The sequence below is a fragment of the Halorhabdus utahensis DSM 12940 genome (assembly GCF_000023945.1).
GTDB classification, from domain to species: Archaea; Halobacteriota; Halobacteria; order Halobacteriales; family Haloarculaceae; genus Halorhabdus; species Halorhabdus utahensis.
In genome coordinates this window covers 829,725-849,455 of sequence record NC_013158.1, presented here as the reverse complement: position 1 = coordinate 849,455, position 19,731 = coordinate 829,725, and the positions used below count along the sequence as shown (strand labels likewise).

Genomic DNA, 19,731 nt, shown 5'->3' with positions numbered 1-19,731 from the left:
TACGCAAGTCCCCGACAAAACTCTTTATCTGCTCGCTTGCACCGCTACCCGTTGTTGACTCTGCCAGATCGGCTGCCCAAGCGCAAAGAGTTAACCCCGTTCGGCGTTGACCGGAGTCCATGACCACCGCCGAGTACGACGCTGTCGTCGTGGGAGCCGGCGTTTCCGGTTGCTACGCGGCGGCGACCATGGCCGAGGAGGGCCTCGACGTGGTGATCGTCGAGCGCAAGTCCGAATCGGAGGCCGGCCACATCGCGTGCGGGGATGCACTCAAAGGCGCAAGCAACTTCCCCGAGGCGATCCCACGCTCGCAGATCGAACCGTCGATCACCAACTCGGTCGTCGACCACGGCCACTTCGAACTACCGAGTGAGGGCACCGCCGTCGACATCCCCGTCCCGGGCGAACTCGCCGTCATCGACCGCCTTGAGTTCGGCAAGTTACTCATCGAAGGGGCAGCAGACGCGGGCGTAACGTTTCACTACGACACTGTCGTCAATACGGTGCTCCAGGACGGCGCTCGCGTCACCGGCATCGAGGCGATCCGCAAGGGTGAGCCAGTCACCTACGAAGCCCCAGTTGTGATCGACGCCGCCGGCGCGCTGTCGATCCTCCAGGACGAGGCCGATCTCGCCGACGCGACCTTTGATACGAACGTCACCTACTCGCAGTTCTCTTCGGGCTACCGGGAGATCATCGAGGTCGAGGAACCCGTCGAGTGGCACGACGCGCTGGTGCTCAAACCGACCGAGCGCTCGGCCGGCTATCTGTGGTACTTCCCGCGGACGGAGACAGAGATCAACGTCGGGCTGGGCTTTCAGATGGGCGAGGAACCGATGGAACTCGTCGACGCCCTGCGGCGGGACATCGAGAACCGCGCGGAGTTCAAAAACGCGACTGTTAAGGACAAACTCGGCGCGTCGATCCCGACTCGGCGGCCCTACGATTCCGCCGTTGCCCCCGGATTCATGGCAATCGGGGACGCCGCAGCCCACGTCAACCCGACCACCGGCGGCGGGATCGCCGGCGCGGCCTACGCCGGGAAGTACGCCGCCGACCAAGCTATCGAGGCCGTCGAGGACGGCGATCCCTCCGAGGCAACGCTGTGGCGGTACAACGAGCGCGTCATGGAGCACTTCGGCGCACGCTACGCAGCGCTTGACGTCTACAACATCTTCACGACCGCCTACGAGATCGACGACCTGACGGGCATGCTGGCCAGCCTCCCGATGACGAAACTCTCCGAGGCGCTGTACTCGGGCTCGGCCGACCTGAGCTGGTCGCTGAAACTCAAGACGGCACTGAAGAGTCGGGGCCACTGGGGGACGATTCTCGACCTCTATCGCACCAAACGCCACGCCGACGAACTCCTCGAGCACTACGAGGCATATCCGGAGTCACCGAGTGGCTTCGAGGCCTGGCAGGATCGGCGTGACGACCTCATCCAGGACGTCTACGAGACGACCGGGGCCGAGGCGAAGTACTGACTGCCGTCTGCGCACTTCTGGACAGCCGCCGGGTCCCGGCCCGTGGCGACTTTCAGGCCTTCTGCTCGCCGATCGCCAGGATCGCGTCGGTGAGGACGTCGACGCCGATCCCGATCGACGTCTCGTCGACGTCGAACGTCGCCGTATGGTGACCTCCCGGGTGATCCGTCCCGATTCCGACGAAGGTAGCCTGGCCGCCGTGCTCCTGGACGCGACGCATGAGGTACGTGGCGTCCTCGCTGCCGCCGAGTTCGCCCCGTTCGCGTCGGGACGCTACGCCGTCGACAGTACCTGCGACATCATAGACGAGTCGCCGAAGTTCCGGGTCGGGATCGGCGCTCGGGGCTTGTGCCCCCCATTCTACGCTCGCTTCGCAGTCATGCATCTCCGCGGCAGCTCCGATGACCGTCTCGGCGCGTTCGCGCATGTACTCCCTCAGTTCGGTTGTCCCGCCCCGGACCTCGCCGTCAATGTACGCCGACTCGGGAATCACGTTCGACGCCGAACCGCCGCCGACGTCGCCGGCGTTGATCCGCGTCGCGCCGTCGGTGTGTCGCGGGATCGCGTAGAGGTTCCCGACGGCCGTCGTCATCGCCTGGACGGCGTTGTGACCGTGATCCGGGTGACCGCCGGCGTGGGCCGATTCCCCCGCGAACTCCGCCCGGAAATTCGAGACGGCGAACATCCCCTCGATCCCGGCGACGATCTCGCCGGTCGGGTAGTCCAGACCGATGTGGATCGCCAGCAACGCGTCGATGTCGTCGAGGTGGCCGCTCTCGGCGATGGCGTGCCCGCCGCCGATAACCTCCTCGGCGGGCTGGAAGATGAGTTTCAGCGTCCCCTCGAAATCGCTGTCGGCGATGGCTTCGAGGACGCCGACGCCGATGGTTGCGTGGGCGTCGTGACCGCAGGCGTGCATCGCGTCGTCGTGTTCGGGCCGGAATCCCTCGGCGACGGGCCGGTGGTCGGGATCGCTCGATTCGGTTCGCGGGAGTGCGTCGATGTCGACTCGCAATCCGACCGTCGGTCCGTCTCCCCGCTTGAGGACCGCAATCGCTCCCGTCTGTCCGCCGTCGAGCCGGTCGAGGGTCGCCTCGTCGACGCCTGCCTCGCTCGCGCGTTCCCGCCACCGGGCGAGGTCGTCGTCCGGGACGCCGGCTCTGGCATTGGTGGCGAGCGCGTCGGGACCGACGAACACCTCGTCGACACCGATCCGTTCGATCTCCTCGAGGATGCGGGCTGTCGTGTAAAACTCCCGCCAGGCAGGTTCTGGGTGCCGATGAAGATCACGTCGAAGTCGCTTGAGATGCTCTGGGGTTTCGGTCATACGTCCGCAGAAACGTTTGTGCTATGTAAATCGCACGTGCTGTCGTCCTGGCTCGCGCTCGTCCGCTTGATCCGGCCCGACCGACTCAGCGACCGGCACCGCGGCGCTGCTCGACGGACACGCCGATATGGACGCGCTCGGGGAAGTCCCATTCGGTGACATCCCGGGCGAACTCGTCGTGGCCGATGATCTCGATCGTCCGGGTGAATACCGTGTAGTGCCAGGGATCGAGTCGGTTACCGTCCGCACTGAGATCCGCCGATTGGGGGACGCGAAGCTCCTGGGGGGCCTGGGGATGCGGGCCTTTCAATTGGACGCCCTTCTGTTCGGCGGCCTCCTTGATCTCGGTCACCACGTCTTCGAGGACGTAGCGGTCCCCACTTTCGACCGTCAACGTCATGGCGAACGGCATCTCGTCTTCTGGATCCGCGGTCGAGGGGGAAAAAGCCATTCTTTTGGTACGCTCACGCCGGCCGATCATTTGTTGAAGCTTTTAACTTATTTACATTAGCCGTCACGTCGCTCCGTTCCGCGCTCCGATATGCTCTTAAGTTCCGCATGACTAGCCGTTGGTAATGATCGAGGCCACGAGCGCGGGAGCCATCCTCTTTCGCGATACGCGTGGCCAGCGTGAGTACCTGCTGCTCAAGAGCCGCCCGGGGGACTGGGAGTTTCCCAAAGGCGGCGTCGAGGGCGAGGAGGAACTTCAGCAAACCGCCATCCGCGAAGTGAAAGAGGAGGCCGGAATCGACGACTTCCGGCTCATCGACGGCTTCCGTAAGGAGTACGACTACGTGTTCGAGGCGAACGGCGAGACCATCCACAAGACCGTCCACCTGTTCATCGCGAAGTCCTTCGAGGCGAGTGCCGAACTCTCCACGGAGCACCACGACCATCAGTGGCGCGATTACGAACAGGCGGTAAACACTATCACCCAGGACGGCCCGCGGGAAATCTTCGAGGAGGCCCACGACTTCATCGACGAGAAAGAGCTGTGAGGCAGCTGGGGTCACTCCCGGAATCGGGGCGATTCCGTCCGCGAGCCACGTCGCCTCGGTAGCTGCCGGCTGTCGGTCTCTTCGGCGTCATCCTTGGTGGGACCGTCGTCCACTTCGCTCTCAAGGCGACGGAACGGTTCGAGCAGCAACGAGATCGCGACATAGCCCAGGCCGACGAGCATAATCACACCCAGTAGCAACGCCGGCGTCGGGTCCAGAGTGAACTCATAAAACATTGCATCCACCTGTAGCACGATGGCAGCCAGGAGTGTCGCGATGATGGCGAGCCAGCGCTTGACTCCACGGACGTGTCGGGCAAGCACTTCGATATCGGAGGGCATACCTCTTCGGTCGACTGGTAGGGTTTTATGAACAACGATATAGTTTTGAGATGTCACGTCTGGGACGGTCAGTGGTGTCGGTCTCTGAAACTCACATCTGACTGTGCACCAAGTACGCCTGGCCCCTCGGCAACGACTCCAAGAGGCTGGGACGATGCGGCTGGCACCGACCGATCAGTTGATCAGCGCCACGATGACGAGGACAGCACCCATGGCCGAAATGATGATCCCGAGAAGGATGACAGTTGTTGGGAACAATTCCCACATTCGGTTGTCGTTGGGTGGCTCGTACTGGCTGAAATCAAACAGATACCCGGCTGCCACTATGGCCATGCTGAGGGCGACCACGATTTGACCGGCGGTCAAGATGATTGAGTCCGCCCGTAGCCAGGAGCCGAGAGCCAGCAGGGTGTTCCCGAGCGCGATCCCACTGAACCCGACAATCAATCGCTGCTTGTCGTTCATATTGATAGCTTTACTCGTCCAATCAAATACGTTGTGCTGGGGCGGGTTCGTTTTCGGATCCGTTCCTGGTATTTCTCGACGGGACGCGCGGTTCAGCGGCTTTCTTTCTTCGATTCGAGTGGCCCCCCATCCGAAAATCCGATAGTTTTATCAGCCATTAATGAAATTCGGTCTGTATGACGGGGGAGGGGGACGAACTGTCTACTCGGTGGTGTCGGGTGCTCGAATACGGGTTTTTCCTGCTGTGGGTGCTGACGATCGCCGCCGGTGGCATTTTCAGCTACGTTTCGATGACCGCGGCGACAGTGACGACGAGCGGATTCAGGACGACTACCACAGCGGTGTTTCCCGAACCGATCGCCTCGATCAGTGGCTGGCTGTTGATCGCCTTGCCGCTGTACGGCGTGCTGTATCACATGATCGCCGCGGTCGGGTTGTACGCCGACGCCAGCACGCTCCAGGCAGCCGATATCGAGTGGCATCCGCTTCCAATCCTCTATGCCCTCGGCGGACTCGCACTGTCCGGGCTCGTTGTCCTGCCGTATCTCCGGAAACGGTACGAGTATTTCCCGCCCGATTCGTCGTCTCCGTTCTGGTTTCCGATCGTCATGTTCTGTGTCGGTGGGGGGCTGCTGGCGCTGGTCGGGTTTGCGATCGGCGGGTTGGACGTCACGGCGACACTCGTCCTGTTGGGGCTTGGTCCGCCACTGGCGCTCGCCGTGTATCACGACTCCAGGCGGATGAACGCGAGAACGGCGTGGCATCCCAACCCGATCACGTACTTTACGTCCATCCTGTTCACGACTGTCCTGCTGGCTGGTCCGTACGTCATCGGCGGGTATTACATCTACAAGCGCCGGGACGTGGTCTGATCCGCGGGGATGCAGGATGTCATCTGACTCGCGAGGACTCACCATCCCCGGGTTATCGAAACGCCTTCGACAACCGCGCCACTTACCTCACTCGTGACCGGCCAGGACTTTCACGCCGAATTCGACTTCGAGTTGGGTGTCTGTCAGTGGGCCGAGCGCGCCTGGCCGCCCGATAGCGACTGCGAGAACCCACTGGTCGTCGCCCGGCAACTTGGCACGAAACGTCGCCGGTGGGACACGATCGTCCTCGAATGTGATCGCGATGGTCTCCGTCAGCGTGCCGAGTTCGGCGAACGCGCTCTCGACTCGGATCTACTCGACGTCATCCCGCATGCGCCCGCCGAGTGGACCTACTACCGCGATGCACTCCCCGATCCCGGCTATCCCTGGCGGTACGTCCGGGAGGCGATCCATCGTGCAGGAGATCGAGGAATCCTGGCTGTCCGCAAGAGCGGTGGCCGGATCGAGATCCGCCGGAAGTCCGTGTATCCGTCATGGATCGAGCGTGTGATCGCGATCGAGAACAAACCGGATCTCGACGCGAGTGCGGCGCGCCACCTCGCCCCTCAGATCGAACGCGACGTCGCGATGGGACTGGCCGACGAAGTGTGGGTCGCCACGGCCGAGACGGGCGAGCGGATCGAACCCGCGTTACTCGAGAACGTCCCGGTCGAGGCCGGCATCCTGGTCGTCGATCCATCGGCTGGCGATGCCGATGTCGCCTGGAACCCCCGGACGCTCGACCCGTCGAAACCTGGCGTCCGGATTCTCGACCGCCCCTCGGGTGGCGACCACGACGCCTCGGCCGCGCGTTTCGAGTACGTCGACCCGGAGTGGAAGGCACAAAAACGCCGAGAGATCGCCGAACGCGCCTACGAACGCGGGTGGCGAAGTTACGTCGAGTCGATGCGGCCCGACTGTCGCCATTTTGAGCTGAGTTGGGAAGAGCCCGGACCGACCCCGTTCTGTGCCGCCAAGGACCGACGGCAGACTGCCGCGGAGTGTCGCGGTTCGTGCGGTGAATTCGAACCCGAACCGCCAGTCTGGCGGACGAAGGGATGGCCGATCGAGGGCGGGCCAGGTGCGGCGATCAAGCGACTGCTGGCACGGCGGCGTCGGCGTCAGCGCCCCGGCATGAAGTAAGTCAGAAACGCAGCAGGGATTTCACTCGCGCTTTTCGACCGTGAGTTCGTCACGTTCGACGGCCAGTCGATAGGTCGGGACTGTCGTGCGAACGCGTTCGAGAATCCCCTTGTCGGTCAGGCTGCCGAGTGCGCTTCGGACGTCGTCGACTGACGGATCTTCCCCGGTCTCACGAACGTCCTGCAATACCGAGACGACGCTCTGGGGTTCCGCTTCGGGGCCGGCGATCACCTCCAGCACACGGCACTGTAACGCCGAGACGTGGACTGTCAAGTCGTCGTTTCCTCCCTCGACCAGTCCCTCGCGCTCGACGAGTTCGGCCGCTTCCGGCGTCGCACGGATCAGGCTGTCCTCGTCGCGATAATAGTACTCGCCGAGGTCGGATTCGAGCACCTGGTGGACTTCACTGCCGCTCTCTAAGTCCCACTCCCCCTGGAGTTCGGCATTTTTCGTCGGCTGGAGGGCGACTACGTCAGCCAGGCGCTGTAGGGCCTCATCGGAGAGCGTCATCGACGGTGATTCGCCCACACGGTATTACAGCCTTCTGGATTCGATCCGTCCCAGCAGCCTGTCTCGCGTGGCCACTCACAACTCGTCGAGCGTCTGGGCGACGTCGTCCCAGTGGCTGCCCTGCCAGAAGTACTGGCCACAGTCCCGACACTGCCAGACCGACTCGGCGTCCGGGCTGGGGACCGACGCCGGCGTCGGTTCGTCGGCTCCCACCGCGTCGAGGTGACCGTTACACGTCCCGCACCGCACGGGCGGCGTCGCGAGTGTCAGTTCGTATCCGGCGTCCTGCAACTCGCGCAACTGCTCGTTGACGTCGTGGGATGCAAGCAACAGGCTGTCCGCTGCCCGCGTTGCGAGCTGTCGATCACGGGTAAGCAGGGTGCGGTCTTCCGCGTCGGCAATCGCGAGCAACCGGTCGTCGGCCTCGATGCCGCGATCGAGTGCGTAGGCGGCGTCGTACCCGCACATCCGCAGGTACGTCGCGAGTTTCCCCAGCATCGCGTCCAGTAACAGCCGATCGGCCATGCTGTCTGTGACCACGCGTGCTGATTGAAAAAGGCCAGCGACGGTCACTGCTTCGGCCCCGTACCCGACTGCGTTGGCCACCCCCCTGATCAGTACAGTTTTGTGGCCGGGCGGTGATTTCCGGAGCATATGCCTCGTGACCAATACGACGACTGCTGGCTCCGATACGACCGCGTCAGTGAGGACCAACGCGCGTCGTATCGCCGCCGTCTCAAACATGCCTACGTCGCCGAGGAATCCCCCGAGTGCACCGCCGTCCGGGACGAACTCCGGGAGGCGATCCCCGGCCTGCTCGACGAGGACGTCCACCTCTGGCAACACCGCCCGGAGACGGTCGATGGGTTCCTCGCGATCGGGACGCCCGGCGACATGGAAGTCATCGCCGAATCGATCCCCGACGGGGCGGTCGACGACCTCGACGACGACGGCTATCTGATCCGATCCGTCGAGTACGAGGGCCAGGACTGCCTGGTCGTCACGAGCGGGGCCGATCAGGGCCTGGTCTATGGCACCTTCCACCTCCTTCGACTGCTGAACATGGGCGAGGCCATCGACGAAATCGACGTCCGGGAAGAGCCGGCCTACGCCAACCGAGTGATCAACCATTGGGACTGCCCGTTCCGCCGGACGGTCGAACGGGGCTACGCCGGCGAGTCGATCTTCGACTTCGATCGCCTGCCCGATCTCCGGGACCGATACGAGGACTACGCCCGCCTGCTCGCTTCCCTGGGCATCAACGGTGTCGTCCTCAACAACGTCAACACCGAGTACTACCCCCGGGGTAGCACGAACGAGGCGTCCCAGGAATTTGATGGGTGGCGACTCCTCGAAACTCGTCGACTCGAAGACCTCACCAGCCTCGCGTCGGTGTTCCGGCGGTACGGCATCCAGATCTACCTCTCGGTGAACTTCGGCGCGCCCAAGCGCATCGGCGACCTCGACACGTTCGATCCGCTCGACGAGGACGTCCGGCAGTGGTGGCGCGAGAAGGCCGACGAGATCTACGACCTGATCCCGGACTTCGGTGGCTTCCTCGTGAAGGCCGACTCCGAGGGCCAGGACGGCCCCTACAACTACGACCGCGACCACGTCGAGGGGGCCAACGCACTCGCGCAGGCTCTGGAACCCCACGGCGGGCGCGTCTGGTGGCGGGCGTTCGTCTACGGCTCCCACGAGGATCGCGCCATCCAGGCCTACGACACCTTCGAACCGCTGGACGGCGACTTCGCCGAGAACGTCACCGTCCAGGTCAAGAACGGCCCGATCGACTTCCAGCCCCGCGAACCCGTCTCGACGCTGTTCGGCGCAATGCCCGAGACCGATCTCGGCCTGGAACTCCAGATCACCGGCGAGTACACCGGCCAGGGCGTCCACGCGACCTCCCACCTCCCGATGTGGAAGGAGATCCTCGAGTTCGACACCCACGCCGACCGCCAGGAGTCCCGCGTCCAGGACTTCTTCCGGGGCGACGGCGAGGGCGTCGTCGGCGTCACCTCCATCGGCGAGGATCGCACCTGGACGGGCCACTACCTCATGCAATCGAACCTCTACGCTTTCGGGCGGCTGATCTGGGATCCCGACCTCGACGCGGAGACGATCACCGACGAGTGGATCACCCAGACATTCGGGGCCGACGAGGAAGTCATCGACACCGTCCGGGAGATCCTGCTGGACTCCTGGGAGGCCTGCATCGACTACGAGACCGGTGGCCTCGGCCTGATCCACATGATGCACAACGGTCAGGAGTATCTCGAAAACCACTACCTCCCCTCCCCCGGCGAGTGGCCGGGCTATCACGGAGCGACCGAGGACGGCATCGGCTACGATCGAACGTCCTCAGGGAGCGGCTACGCCCAGCAGTTCCGCGAGCCCGTCGCCGAGCGCTTCGAGGACGTCGAGACCTGTCCCGAGAAGTACCTCCTGTTCTTCCATCACCTCCCGTGGGATCACAAACTCGAGGACGGCACCACGGTTATCCAGCGCCTCTACGACAACTTCTACGACGGCGTCGAGGAGGCCGAACGCCTCCGTGATCTATGGATGTCTCTCGAAGGCAAGATCGACGACCGGCGCTTCGAGCACGTCGCGACGCGCTTCGACGAGCAGGTCCACCAGGCCGAGAAGTGGCGCGACGTCATCACCGGGTACTTCTACGATTTCGCGGAAATCGAGGACGAGCAGGGTCGCGTTTCCTGAGGGCTGCTGCCAGTCAGTAACGCGCTGGCTACAAGATAATTTACGTTAAGCACGTTTTCCAGTAGATTGGGAGCATTCCGAACAACCTGAAAGCCCCGGCTCGCTCGATCCGTCCGGGACTCGCTGCGGTCCTCACTCCGTTGCGGTCTCTGCTCGTGGCTACGCCGCTCGCACGGCCCGAGGGACCGCGGTCCCTCGCTGCTTACGTCGTCCGGGACGGATCGAGCGAGCGGCCCCTTTCATTCCCACCCACGTAGCCCGATTGATCAACTGCTCGGGTGGGAATGAAAGGGGCGGCAGGCTACGCGAACCCGGCCGAAGTAAGCACGCGCAGCGAAGCAAGCGCGCGCAACGAGTGCGTGGCCGAGCGAAGCGAGGCCACGTTTCCTCGAACGGCGAAGCCGTGAGAGGCCTGGGAGCGAAGCCTGCCGGGGCTTTCAGGCTGTCTGTCACCGATTCCGTCGTCTCTGCAGTTGTTTTCCCGGCACGAATACCGGAGTGTGCTAGTTCAGAACCCGTAGAGTTCCTTCGGCCGGTCATACGCCAGATGGTCGACGAGGTCCTTGCCGCGGTCCATCGACAATTGGCCACGGTCGACCATCCGACCGACGACGTTCGCGAGCGAGCGGCGGAACACCTCGAAGCGCGAGTCGTACGAGACCACTTTCCGGGAGTCGCTGACCATGCCGGCGTGGTTGGCCAGCAGGTCGATCGAGGCGACCTCCTCGAGTTGTTCCTCGATGCCCATCGGCGAGTCGTGGAACCACCAGGCCGGCCCGATCGAGAGGTTCGGGTACGCTCGGGCGACGACGGTCGCGCTCGGGTAGTGGGTCGGATCCAGCGTGTAGAGGACGATCTCCATTTTTCCGTCGAAGGCATCGAGGAAGTAGTCGATGTCCTCGACGATATCGACGTCTTGGGTCGCGACGTCGCCGCCGGCGTTGATGCCGACCTCGTCGAACAGCGACTCGCGATAGTCTCGGACGGCCCCGACGTGCAGCTGGGTGACCCAGCCCGCTTCGGCGTTCAGCTCGCCGATGAACTCGAGCATGAACGCCCAGAAGTCCTCGACGGCCGCTGGGTCGAGGTTCTCACCGCGGCGAGCAGCGTCGTAGATCTCCGCCGCCCGCTGCTGGCTGACGGGCTTGGAATGTGGGTTCGTGCCAGTCCCGATGTCACACGCCTTGCAGCCGTGCTCGCGGAAGTAGTGGTGTTGCTCCTCGAACGCCGAGAGGAAGCCATCGAAGGTGGAAACGTCGGCCTCGGTGACGGTGTCGAGTTCCTCGACGAAGGTCGACCACTCGGCGTTGTCGATCTTCATCCCCCGATCGGGTCGGAACGTCGGGTGGAGTTCGACGTCCTCGACCTCTTCGGCGAATCGCTCGTGGGCTTGGAGTTGGGAAGTCGGGTCGTCAGTACTGCAGATGATCTCGACGTCCATCTCCCGGAGGACTGCCTGGGGGCGCATCTCGTCGGTCTGAAGTTGGGCTTTGGTCTCCTCCCAGATCTCGTCAGCCGTCTCGGGGGTGACCTCTTTGTCGATGCCAAAGCGGCGCTTGAGGTCGAGATGGAGCCACTCGTAGGTCGGGTTGCCGGCCATCATCGGCAGCGTCTCGGCCAGGGCGTCCCACTTCTCACGATTGGTGGCGTCGCCGGTGATCTTTGCTTCCGGGACGCCGCGCTTGCGCATGAGTTGCCAGATATAGTGGTCGGTCGCGCCCTCGACCGCCCAGATGTCGTCCCAGGTATCGTTCGCGAGGATCTCGTCCAGATCGATGTGGTTGTGGGGATCGACGATCGGTCGGTCGGCGATGTGGTCGTACAGGTCGATCGCCGCGTCGGTCTCCAGTAAATAGTCGTCGTCGAGGAATGCCATGTCGTCACGTCCGACCCGCCGGCAGTAAGTAGTTACGAGACGGTCGCAGTCGCTCAGGCCTCGACGGCCTCGAGCAGCCCCTTCATGTAGCCGACAGCGAACAGCCGGCCCATGTCGGTGTAGCCGGCCATCGTCTCCTCGCGGTCCTCCTCGCCGACCATCCGCGGGACGTGATCGGGCCGGACCGGCCCATCAAAGCCGACGTCGGCGTAGGTCTGCATGGTCGAGAGCATGTCCGTCGGCCCGTCGTCGTGCCAGGTCTCGGCGAAGGAGTCGGGCGTCCCCTCGACGTCCCGGAAGTGGACGAAGTGGATCTTCTCGGCGAGCGCCTCGATGGCTTCCTCGGTGTCGGCCTCCATCGCGCCGAAGTTCCCCTGGCAGAAGTTGACGCCGTGGTTCGGGCTGTCATAGAGGTCCAGAATGCGCTCGTAGTCCTCGAGTGAGGTGACGATCCGTGGGACGCCACGGACCGGCGACAGCGGCGGGTCGTCCGGGTGCAGCGCCATCTTGACGCCGGCCTCCTCGGCGACGGGGACGACCTCGTTCAGGAAGTACTCCAGGTTGTCCCAGAGTTCTTCTTCGGTGATGCCGGCCTCGGGGTGGTCTTCGGCCTGCTCCATCCACTTGTGATCGTAGCCGATCCGCTTGGAACCGCCGCGGCCGGGCAGTGAGTCGGAGGTCCGGATGACCCCGAGCGGGAGCTCCGTCCAGACCCAGCTGTAGACGTCGATGTCGAGCCGGCCCATGTTCCGCAGCAGCTGCTTGACGGCCTCAATCTCCTCGTCGCGGCCCTCCTTGCCCAGCACTGTCTTCTCCATCGGCGGGCGGTCCTCGACGACATCGAGGTCGAAACCGTGGTCCTCGAAGCGGCTCTTGGTCTGCATCAGCGTGTCGTAGTCCCACCACTCGCCGTCGACGCCCCAGAAGCGCACGACGGCGGTGTCGACGCCGAGTTGCTTGGCGAAGGTCCAGCGCTCGTCGGGGCGCGGCGGGAGCATCAGTGCTGTATCCATGGACGCGACTTTCGAACGTGGGCAATTCTATCTTTCGCTGTGGCCGTCGGTCCCGTCATCGAACGGCGGCTCTCGGAACGCCCGAAATACCAGCAGGGTGGCTGTATCGACGGCTTGAAGTGAGTAACTGGATTGCGATTAGACGAGGTAAACAATGACAGATCAATTTGAAGACAAGGCAGTTATCGTCACTGGCGCGTCCTCGGGGCTCGGGCGCGCGATCGCGAAACGCTTCGGGGAAGCCGGCGCGAACGTCACGAACGCGGACATCCAGCCGGACCCCCAGACCGGGGGGACGCCGACCCACGAGGCCATCAACGAGGCGGACAACGACGGCGAGGCCAAGTACGTCGAGACCGACGTCTCCTCGAAGGAGGATGTCCAGGTCGCCGTCGACGCCACCGTCTCCGAGTACGGCTCACTCGACGTGATGGTCAACAACGCCGGCGTCACCAAGATCGCCCCCGCCGAGGAGATGGACTTAGACGACTGGCGGTGGGTCATCGACGTCAACCTCACGGGCGTGTTCATCGGCAGCCAGATCGCGGGCCAGCAGATGCTCGAACAGGAGGATGGCGGGTCGATCGTCAACATGGCGTCGATGATGGGCGAGATGGGGCTCCAGAAGCGCTCGCCGTACTGCGCCGCCAAGGGCGGCGTCATCAACCTCACCCGCACCCTCGCCGTCGAGTGGGCGCCCGAAGACATCTACGTCAACGCCCTGGCTCCCGGTTATATCTACACTGATATCACGGAACAGACCCAGGACTCTGCCGATTACTCCAACGAGGACATCCGCCGACGGACGCCGGTCGGTCGCTACGGGACGCCCGAGGAGATGGCCGAGAACATCCTCTTCCTTGCTCGTGACGATCACTTCGTCACTGGCGAAGTTCTCCACGCCGACGGCGGCTGGAGCGCGGACGGTTGGGGCTACCGGGAGTAACGGTCCACTCAGTCGCTGCGCCCGCGAACGCCGTTCACGTCGTCAACGGCTCGACTTCTGCAGTGTCATTTTGATTGTTGAATTGATAGTTTCCGAAACGTTGAATGGTGCTACCCGAGCACGAAGGGACGGTACTCTCCATGACTGACTCCGATATCATCCAGGACTCGACAGCACCGACCGAGCGCCGGATCGACGCGTTACTGGCGGAGATGACGCTCGAGGAGAAAGCCGGCCAGCTGAGCGGGATTCCCCCGAAGCAGATCGGCGTGATCCCCGAGAAGGAAATGATCGACGACGACGGCGGGATCGACGATGACGTGGTCGAGGAGTATCTCGGAAACGGGATCGGCCACCTGACCCAGATCGCCAGTCAGGGACTGCTCGATCCCGAAGACGCGGCCGAGATGATCAACACCTTCCAGGAGTATCTCGTCGAGGAGACGCGGCTGGGCATCCCCGCGCTCGAACACGAGGAGTGTCTGACCGGCTACCGGGGCCCTGGCGGAACCATTTTCCCGCAGTCGATCGGGCTGGCGAGTACGTGGTCGCCGGCACTCGTCGAATCGATCACGGACTCGATCCGCAAACGACTTGCGGCAGTCGGCGCGGTCCAGGCGCTCTCGCCGGTGCTCGATGTCTCCCGAGACATGCGGTGGGGCCGCGTCGAGGAGACCTACGGCGAGGACCCGCAACTCGTCGGTGCGTTGGGTGCCGCCTACGTCTCGGGGCTCCAGAACGACGGCGACGGGATCGACGCGACGCTGAAGCACTTCGCGGCCCACGGAAGCGGTGAAGGCGGCAAGAACCGCTCGTCGGTCCAGATCGGCGAGCGCGAATTGAGAGAGGTTCATCTCTATCCCTTCGAGGTCGCGATCCGGGAGGCCGACGCCAGAGCCGTGATGAACGCGTATCACGACATCGACGGCGTCCCGTGTGCGAGTTCCGAGTGGCTGCTGACGGATGTCCTCCGTGGCGAGTGGGGCTTCGATGGCCACGTCGTCGCGGACTACTTCAGCGTGGACTTGCTCAAGACCGAACACGGGATCGCCGACACCCAGCGCGAGGCCGGCGTCGCCGCACTGGAGGCGGGCCTCGATATCGAACTCCCGGCGACCGACTGCTACGGCGAGAACCTCCTCAAGGCCGTCGAGGACGGCGAGTTGAGCGAGGCGACGGTCGACACCGCTGTCCGTCGAGTGCTCCGGGCGAAGATCGAATCCGGCGTCTTCGACGACCCGTACGTCGACCCGGAGGCTGCGTCCGAGCCGTTCGACACCGACGAGCAGACCGAACTCGCCGCCCGGGCCGCACGCGAGTCGATGACGCTGCTCGAGAACGACGACCTCCTGCCGCTCGCGGGTGAGGATCTCGACTCGGTCGCGCTCGTCGGCCCGCAAGCCGACGACGGCCGGGCGCAGGTCGGCGATTACACCCACGCCGCCCGCTTCGACACCGAGGAAGACGGTGACTTCGAGTGTGTCACGCCACGGGATGCGCTCGAAGCCAAAGGCGAGACAGCCGGCTTCGACGTCGAGTACGTCGAGGGTGCGACGATGACCGGCCCCTCGACCGAGGAGTTCGATGCTGCCGAGGAGACCGTCGCCGACGCGGACGTCGCCGTCGCGTGTGTCGGCGCACGCTCGGACATCGACTTCGCGGACCGTGAGAACCCGTCCGAACTGCCTGACGTCCCGACCAGCGGCGAGAACTGTGACGTCACCGACCTCGAGTTACCGGGCGTCCAGGCGGAACTGATCGACCGTCTCGCCGAGACCGACACGCCACTGGTCGTCGTCCAGGTGAGCGGCAAACCCCACGCGATCCCGGAGATCGCCGAGACTGTCCCGGCCCTGCTGCATGCCTGGTTGCCCGGCCAAGCGGGCGGCACCGCCATCGCGGACGTACTCTTCGGCGAGTACAACCCGAGCGGGCATCTGCCGGTGTCGATCCCGAAATCAGTCGGGCAGCAACCGGTCTACTACAGCCGCAAGCCAAACTCGGCCAATGAGGAGCACGTCTACATGGACGGCGAGCCGCTGTACTCTTTCGGTCACGGACTCTCCTACACCGACTTCGAGTACGGCGAACTGGAACTCGAGGAGGGAACGGTCGAACCGATGGGCAGTCTATCGGCGAGCGTGACGGTCACGAACGCGGGCGAGCGGGCAGGCGATGACGTCGTCCAGCTCTACCAGCACGCCGAGAACCCGAGCCAGGCCCGTCCCGTCCAGGAACTGCTCGGCTTCGAACGCGTCCATCTCGAACCCGGCGAGTCAAAGCGTGTCACGTTCACCTTCGACGCGACGCAACTCGCCTACTATGATCTCAATATGCATCTCGCCGTCGAGGAAGGCCCCTACGAACTCCGCGTCGGGGAATCCGCGGCCGAGATCGTCGACACTGCTGATTTCGAGGTCACGGACACGAAAGTCGTCCCGCGGACTGCCCGGAGCTACCTGACCGAGACGAGCGTCGAACCGGTCGAATAGACCCATTCGTCGGGTCTCGCGACCCGGGTTTGCGTTTCGGTTTATCAGGCGGGAACGACAAGGGCCACGGCGTACTGTCCTATGGCGGGTTGCTCCCAGCGTTGAGTGGTGTGTATGCCTCAGTGTGGTAGGCCACACGCCAGAGTTTAAGAACGGCCCGGGTAACGAGTGCCTCCGAAGACTGTGTGATGCAGGAGTCCTGGACCTTGTCAGGATCGGAACTCGCATCCGGCGGTGGGTGATGGTGTTCGAGTCCCTCGACACGTCTGTATTCGCCTCCATGGGGATGTTTCCCCCAGCGGACGTCCACCCCTTCCGTGTCCGTATAGTGGAAGGCGTAGTCTCCCCGTGTCGTCCATCGGATATCGATCCGTGCGCGGTCTGCCTCACCGAGTCCGTCGTCGAGAGTGACTTCGACACGTGAAGGATCGAGATAGTCGTCGAGTCGGGCTGTCGCGAGCGGTTCCATCTCCTCGACGATATCCCGAATGGTGAGTAGTGCCGGGCGATCAATCGCCCCGCGAAGGCTATGATGTTCCGGCTGATCGGTCGGGCCCGTCATGTCTCAGGCGGGAATGCTCTCGTCAGTCGAGCGATCGTCCTCGCCGACGAACTGCTCGGCGGTCCCGATCGAGAGGGCAGCGTTCGCGAACGCGAGGTTTCGACGGAGCGTTTTCCAGTCACGGACCGTTTCCGGATCGATCTCCTGCCCGGCGGAACCAGACTCGGACAGCGTCTGATTCGTCCGTTCGACGGCGAGTTCTTCCGGGGAGTCGACGCCGTACTCGGTGCGGTACTCGTTGAGTCGCTCGCGCATCTCGGTGACCCGCGTGACGAGTTCGTCAGTCGTAACGTGCTCGAGGATGTCCGCGGCCTGTTCGACGACGAGTGATTCCGGGGACCGGCGATACAGCGTTCCGCCATGCTCGCCGGGCGACGTCTCGACGAACCCCTCCTCGGCGAGCGTCTCGAGGTGTTTTCGCGCCGTCTTCGGGGTTGTTAGCGCGTCGTCGGCGACTGCATCGGCCGAGACAGGGGAGTACGCGTGGGCGACGACGTGCCGGATGCGTTCGTAGGGAGTCGTCTCGGACTCCCATTCGTCTTCGACCGCCTCGTTGACATCCGCGAACTCTTCCGGTTGACTTTGATCGTTCATGTGGACAGCTACTGGTTGGAGTAACATAGCCCTTCGGTACGGTTCTATACTATTCCGCTCTTCGTTCCGGCATTCCTTCTTTCGAGATCTCTGTCGCTGGCCAGTCAGCAGTCATAGGTTCGCGTGCCGTTCTCGACGGGCATCGCCATCGTGCTGTTGGCCACCGTCGAATTACCCGACAGCACGCTGATTTCAACCCCTGCCGTCTCGTTCACGGCGAGGGTTTCGTCGTCGTTCCGGATCCAGAAGACGTCCGTCGTCACGTCGCCGGTCCGCGTCAGTGGCTGCGTGGTGCGCTCCGACGTGTGATCGAGACTCACTGCGAGTGTCAGTCGCTCCGTCTCCGCGTCGGTTCGGGTTCTCTCGGCCGGGATCCGGACGGACACGTCCCCGAGGACGCTGACACTGTCACCCGGCGTTCCGTATCCCATACACGTCTGCACCGAGTCGTCCTCGACGTCCGGGAAGTCGATCTCGCCGTTCAATTTGACGGAGAGATCGGTTGACTCGATCGTGACGTTCTCGGCCGTGATCTCGTCGGTCACGCCGCCAAATAGTACCAGCGTCCCGACGCTGAACGCGGTCAGGACCACAAATACGGCGATCGTACCGCGATTCGGGGGCCAATCGAGCAGCCACGGGAGCGGATTCATGCGGGGGTTCGAAGCATTGTGAACGGACGGCATAAATCGTGGTGACCGGCGCGTGGCCCGTTCTGTCTTCAGCGCAGCATCACTCTGAAACCGAACCGAGCGATCTTAGGCGTCGTAGGCGTCGGCTTCCGCCAGCACGTCCGAGCCGTCGAGATCCCAGCCCTGGAGATACTCTTCCTCGGCAGCGACCAGCTCGGCGAACATCTCGCGGGCCTCCTCGGTCTGGAGCGTCCGGACCTGCTGGTCGAGCAGGAAGCCGGCGAAGGCTTCGTCGATGTCGCCGGTGCGAGAGGCCTCGATGATCGATTCGATGGTGTCGACGTGGCCGTTGATCATCGACCGGACCGGACGGGGGAACCCACCGGCGGTGGTCGGCTTGATCTCGCCCTCTCGGATCACGGCGTTGGTTTCGACGACGGCACCGTCTTCGATGTCAGTGACCTGCCCCTCGTTGGGCATGTTGACGTTCGCGACCATCGTGTCTTCCCCGGCCAGCGCCATCATCATGTCGTCGAAGATTTCGTTCGAATGGAAGAGTTCGAACTCCCGCTCGCCGTTCATCCAGGCCTCGACGTCGGTGGTCTGTTCGGACTCGGCGGGGTTCCAGTGTTTCGCGCGATAGTCGCTGGTGGTCCGTTTGACGCCCCAGCGGTTGAGCCCCTCCTTGCCGCCGACGAGGAAGGAGGTCGCGTACTCGACGAGGTGGCGGTCGCCCGCCGCCGGGAAGACGCCGAAGCGGCGGAACAGCTCCCAGGTGACCTGCTGTTTGTCGGTGAACGGCGAATCGTCTTCGAGGTCCTCGGGCGTGAACTCGCGGTTCGCGCGGTCGGTGTCGACCAGGTCTTCGAGCAGGGGCCAGAGGTCCCGGCCCTTGTACCGGGCTTCGTCGATCCACGTGAAGTGGTTGATGCCCTTGACGTTGACCGAGATGTCCGACCGCGCGGCCTCCTCGCCGAGTTCTTCCTCGACGATCTTCGCCAGATGATGGCGCGTCCACAGCACCTCGTGACAGAAGCCGACAGCGTTGATGTCGGGATACTCGTCGTACAGCGCGCGGGTGACGAAGTGGACGGGGTTGGTGAAGTTGAACACCCAGGCGTCGGGACACTGCTCGCGGATGGAGGCGGCGAACTCCCGGTAGACGGGGATCGTCCGCATCGCCCGGAAGATCCCGCCCGGGCCGATGGTGGCGGCGACCGCGCCGTAGATACCGTGCTCCTTGGGGATGTCCAGATCGTGGACGAAGGTCTCCGCGGGGTTGTACTGCGTCGAAAGGACGACAGCGTCAGCGCCGTCGAGCGCTTCGTCGCGATCCGCGACGGCTTCGTACTCCCATTCGGCTTCGACTTCATCGCGGTCCTGGACCCAGTTGCCGAACTCGGCGTTGCGCTCGGCGCTCTCGTGGTCGATGTCGTGTAGCCGCACTTCTCCCGAGAGGTCAGAGATCGCAAGGTCCCGGAAGAACTTCGGTGCCCACTCGCGGCTCCCGCCGCCGATGTAGGCGATCGTCACGTCGTCGGTGTCGATACCCTCGGCTTGTACGCCGTATGATGATTCTGTCATTGTGTGTCGTCAGGGACTCCGGGTACCTTTGGTCCAGGCGATCGTATAGTGCTTTCGAAAATCGGAACGGATTGTTCCTCACAGTTACAAAAATGGCCGACAGCGGCCGAATGGACCGACGCATGACCGGTCGAATTGACCCTATCTCCGTAATGGACCGGCCGATGT

The 19,731-nt window shown here is 63.7% G+C and carries 19 protein-coding genes; 7 read left to right on the top strand and 12 right to left on the bottom strand.

Translation table 11 applies throughout. The features are described 5' to 3' along the window. The first annotated feature begins 119 nt into the window (after nucleotides 1–119). The gene (locus tag HUTA_RS04315; protein WP_015788641.1) at nucleotides 120–1,487 is read left to right on the top strand and encodes a geranylgeranyl reductase family protein; all 1,368 of its coding nucleotides are present in this window, start codon (nucleotides 120–122) and stop codon (nucleotides 1,485–1,487) included. Between the two features lie 52 nt (nucleotides 1,488–1,539). Here HUTA_RS04315 and HUTA_RS04310 read toward each other — a convergent pair whose 3' ends face one another. Both HUTA_RS04310 and HUTA_RS04305 read right to left on the bottom strand, forming a co-directional pair. Beyond that, a complete protein-coding gene (locus HUTA_RS04310; protein ID WP_015788640.1) occupies nucleotides 1,540–2,814 on the bottom strand; it encodes an amidohydrolase in 1,275 nt (424 codons plus the stop codon). 85 nt (nucleotides 2,815–2,899) lie between these two features. Beyond that, nucleotides 2,900–3,226, bottom strand: coding sequence for an uS10/mL48 family ribosomal protein (locus tag HUTA_RS04305; protein ID WP_049941413.1), 327 nt, complete (start codon nucleotides 3,224–3,226; stop codon nucleotides 2,900–2,902). A 163-nt stretch (nucleotides 3,227–3,389) separates the two neighbouring features. On the opposite strand from HUTA_RS04305, the gene HUTA_RS04300 reads away from it, so the two are divergent. Next, nucleotides 3,390–3,812, top strand: a complete 423-nt coding sequence (locus HUTA_RS04300) for a bis(5'-nucleosyl)-tetraphosphatase (protein ID WP_015788638.1) — start codon at nucleotides 3,390–3,392, stop codon at nucleotides 3,810–3,812. An 11-nt stretch (nucleotides 3,813–3,823) separates the two neighbouring features. Here HUTA_RS04300 and HUTA_RS04295 read toward each other — a convergent pair whose 3' ends face one another. Next, nucleotides 3,824–4,153: a hypothetical protein gene (locus HUTA_RS04295; RefSeq protein ID WP_015788637.1), complete on the bottom strand. Its 330-nt coding sequence runs from the start codon at nucleotides 4,151–4,153 to the stop codon at nucleotides 3,824–3,826. 174 nt (nucleotides 4,154–4,327) lie between these two features. Next, entirely contained in the window at nucleotides 4,328–4,618 is a 291-nt protein-coding gene (locus HUTA_RS04290; protein WP_015788636.1) for a hypothetical protein, read from the bottom strand. Nucleotides 4,619–4,794: 176 nt separating this feature from the next. Here HUTA_RS04290 and HUTA_RS04285 point away from each other — a divergent pair, with 176 nt between their 5' ends. Both HUTA_RS04285 and HUTA_RS04280 read left to right on the top strand, forming a co-directional pair. Further along, nucleotides 4,795–5,490, top strand: a complete 696-nt coding sequence (locus tag HUTA_RS04285; RefSeq protein ID WP_015788635.1) for a hypothetical protein — start codon at nucleotides 4,795–4,797, stop codon at nucleotides 5,488–5,490. Nucleotides 5,491–5,583: 93 nt separating this feature from the next. Then, nucleotides 5,584–6,633 (top strand): DUF5787 family protein, encoded by a 1,050-nt coding sequence (locus HUTA_RS04280; RefSeq protein WP_015788634.1) that lies wholly within the window; start codon nucleotides 5,584–5,586, stop codon nucleotides 6,631–6,633. Between the two features lie 21 nt (nucleotides 6,634–6,654). On the opposite strand, the gene HUTA_RS04275 is transcribed toward HUTA_RS04280, so the two are convergent. Together HUTA_RS04275 and HUTA_RS04270 are read right to left on the bottom strand one after the other, a co-directional pair. After that, nucleotides 6,655–7,143, bottom strand: a complete 489-nt coding sequence (locus HUTA_RS04275; protein ID WP_015788633.1) for a DUF5797 family protein — start codon at nucleotides 7,141–7,143, stop codon at nucleotides 6,655–6,657. A gap of 75 nt (nucleotides 7,144–7,218) precedes the next feature. Next, nucleotides 7,219–7,668 (bottom strand): Mut7-C RNAse domain-containing protein, encoded by a 450-nt coding sequence (locus HUTA_RS04270; protein ID WP_015788632.1) that lies wholly within the window; start codon nucleotides 7,666–7,668, stop codon nucleotides 7,219–7,221. Between the two features lie 129 nt (nucleotides 7,669–7,797). Between HUTA_RS04270 and HUTA_RS04265 the strand changes: the two genes are divergently transcribed. Continuing rightward, nucleotides 7,798–9,864: an alpha-glucuronidase family glycosyl hydrolase gene (locus HUTA_RS04265; protein ID WP_015788631.1), complete on the top strand. Its 2,067-nt coding sequence runs from the start codon at nucleotides 7,798–7,800 to the stop codon at nucleotides 9,862–9,864. Between the two features lie 508 nt (nucleotides 9,865–10,372). Here the strand turns inward: HUTA_RS04265 and uxaC are convergent. Both uxaC and HUTA_RS04255 read right to left on the bottom strand, forming a co-directional pair. Continuing rightward, on the bottom strand, nucleotides 10,373–11,740 hold the full coding sequence (gene uxaC, locus HUTA_RS04260; RefSeq protein ID WP_015788630.1) for a glucuronate isomerase: 1,368 nt from the start codon (nucleotides 11,738–11,740) through the stop codon (nucleotides 10,373–10,375). 53 nt (nucleotides 11,741–11,793) lie between these two features. Further along, nucleotides 11,794–12,753, bottom strand: a complete 960-nt coding sequence (locus HUTA_RS04255) for a mannonate dehydratase (protein WP_174256015.1) — start codon at nucleotides 12,751–12,753, stop codon at nucleotides 11,794–11,796. A 154-nt stretch (nucleotides 12,754–12,907) separates the two neighbouring features. On the opposite strand from HUTA_RS04255, the gene HUTA_RS04250 reads away from it, so the two are divergent. Both HUTA_RS04250 and HUTA_RS04245 read left to right on the top strand, forming a co-directional pair. Continuing rightward, entirely contained in the window at nucleotides 12,908–13,699 is a 792-nt protein-coding gene (locus tag HUTA_RS04250; protein WP_015788628.1) for an SDR family NAD(P)-dependent oxidoreductase, read from the top strand. A gap of 140 nt (nucleotides 13,700–13,839) precedes the next feature. After that, a complete protein-coding gene (locus tag HUTA_RS04245) occupies nucleotides 13,840–16,191 on the top strand; it encodes a glycoside hydrolase family 3 N-terminal domain-containing protein (protein WP_015788627.1) in 2,352 nt (783 codons plus the stop codon). A 79-nt stretch (nucleotides 16,192–16,270) separates the two neighbouring features. On the opposite strand, the gene HUTA_RS04240 is transcribed toward HUTA_RS04245, so the two are convergent. The 4 genes from HUTA_RS04240 to HUTA_RS04225 all read right to left on the bottom strand — a co-directional run bounded on the left by HUTA_RS04240 (nucleotide 16,271) and on the right by HUTA_RS04225 (nucleotide 19,563). Then, nucleotides 16,271–16,753: a hypothetical protein gene (locus HUTA_RS04240; RefSeq protein WP_015788626.1), complete on the bottom strand. Its 483-nt coding sequence runs from the start codon at nucleotides 16,751–16,753 to the stop codon at nucleotides 16,271–16,273. Nucleotides 16,754–16,756: 3 nt separating this feature from the next. Then, on the bottom strand, nucleotides 16,757–17,347 hold the full coding sequence (locus HUTA_RS04235) for a DUF7342 family protein (RefSeq protein ID WP_049941187.1): 591 nt from the start codon (nucleotides 17,345–17,347) through the stop codon (nucleotides 16,757–16,759). A 104-nt stretch (nucleotides 17,348–17,451) separates the two neighbouring features. Next, nucleotides 17,452–18,000: a hypothetical protein gene (locus tag HUTA_RS04230; protein WP_015788624.1), complete on the bottom strand. Its 549-nt coding sequence runs from the start codon at nucleotides 17,998–18,000 to the stop codon at nucleotides 17,452–17,454. 105 nt (nucleotides 18,001–18,105) lie between these two features. Beyond that, the gene (locus HUTA_RS04225) at nucleotides 18,106–19,563 is read right to left on the bottom strand and encodes a family 4 glycosyl hydrolase (protein WP_015788623.1); all 1,458 of its coding nucleotides are present in this window, start codon (nucleotides 19,561–19,563) and stop codon (nucleotides 18,106–18,108) included. Nucleotides 19,564–19,731: the final 168 nt, after the last annotated feature.

Coding starts and splice junctions, on each gene's coding strand:
- HUTA_RS04315 (WP_015788641.1), top strand. CDS start 120: ATGACCACCGCCGAGTACGACGCTGTCGTCGTGGGAGCCGGCGTTTCC.
- HUTA_RS04310 (WP_015788640.1), bottom strand. CDS start 2,814: ATGACCGAAACCCCAGAGCATCTCAAGCGACTTCGACGTGATCTTCAT.
- HUTA_RS04305 (WP_049941413.1), bottom strand. CDS start 3,226: ATGCCGTTCGCCATGACGTTGACGGTCGAAAGTGGGGACCGCTACGTC.
- HUTA_RS04300 (WP_015788638.1), top strand. CDS start 3,390: ATGATCGAGGCCACGAGCGCGGGAGCCATCCTCTTTCGCGATACGCGT.
- HUTA_RS04295 (WP_015788637.1), bottom strand. CDS start 4,153: ATGCCCTCCGATATCGAAGTGCTTGCCCGACACGTCCGTGGAGTCAAG.
- HUTA_RS04290 (WP_015788636.1), bottom strand. CDS start 4,618: ATGAACGACAAGCAGCGATTGATTGTCGGGTTCAGTGGGATCGCGCTC.
- HUTA_RS04285 (WP_015788635.1), top strand. CDS start 4,795: ATGACGGGGGAGGGGGACGAACTGTCTACTCGGTGGTGTCGGGTGCTC.
- HUTA_RS04275 (WP_015788633.1), bottom strand. CDS start 7,143: ATGACGCTCTCCGATGAGGCCCTACAGCGCCTGGCTGACGTAGTCGCC.
- HUTA_RS04270 (WP_015788632.1), bottom strand. CDS start 7,668: ATGGCCGATCGGCTGTTACTGGACGCGATGCTGGGGAAACTCGCGACG.
- HUTA_RS04265 (WP_015788631.1), top strand. CDS start 7,798: ATGCCTCGTGACCAATACGACGACTGCTGGCTCCGATACGACCGCGTC.
- uxaC (WP_015788630.1), bottom strand. CDS start 11,740: ATGGCATTCCTCGACGACGACTATTTACTGGAGACCGACGCGGCGATC.
- HUTA_RS04255 (WP_174256015.1), bottom strand. CDS start 12,753: ATGGATACAGCACTGATGCTCCCGCCGCGCCCCGACGAGCGCTGGACC.
- HUTA_RS04250 (WP_015788628.1), top strand. CDS start 12,908: ATGACAGATCAATTTGAAGACAAGGCAGTTATCGTCACTGGCGCGTCC.
- HUTA_RS04245 (WP_015788627.1), top strand. CDS start 13,840: ATGACTGACTCCGATATCATCCAGGACTCGACAGCACCGACCGAGCGC.
- HUTA_RS04240 (WP_015788626.1), bottom strand. CDS start 16,753: ATGACGGGCCCGACCGATCAGCCGGAACATCATAGCCTTCGCGGGGCG.
- HUTA_RS04235 (WP_049941187.1), bottom strand. CDS start 17,347: ATGAACGATCAAAGTCAACCGGAAGAGTTCGCGGATGTCAACGAGGCG.
- HUTA_RS04230 (WP_015788624.1), bottom strand. CDS start 18,000: ATGAATCCGCTCCCGTGGCTGCTCGATTGGCCCCCGAATCGCGGTACG.
- HUTA_RS04225 (WP_015788623.1), bottom strand. CDS start 19,563: ATGACAGAATCATCATACGGCGTACAAGCCGAGGGTATCGACACCGAC.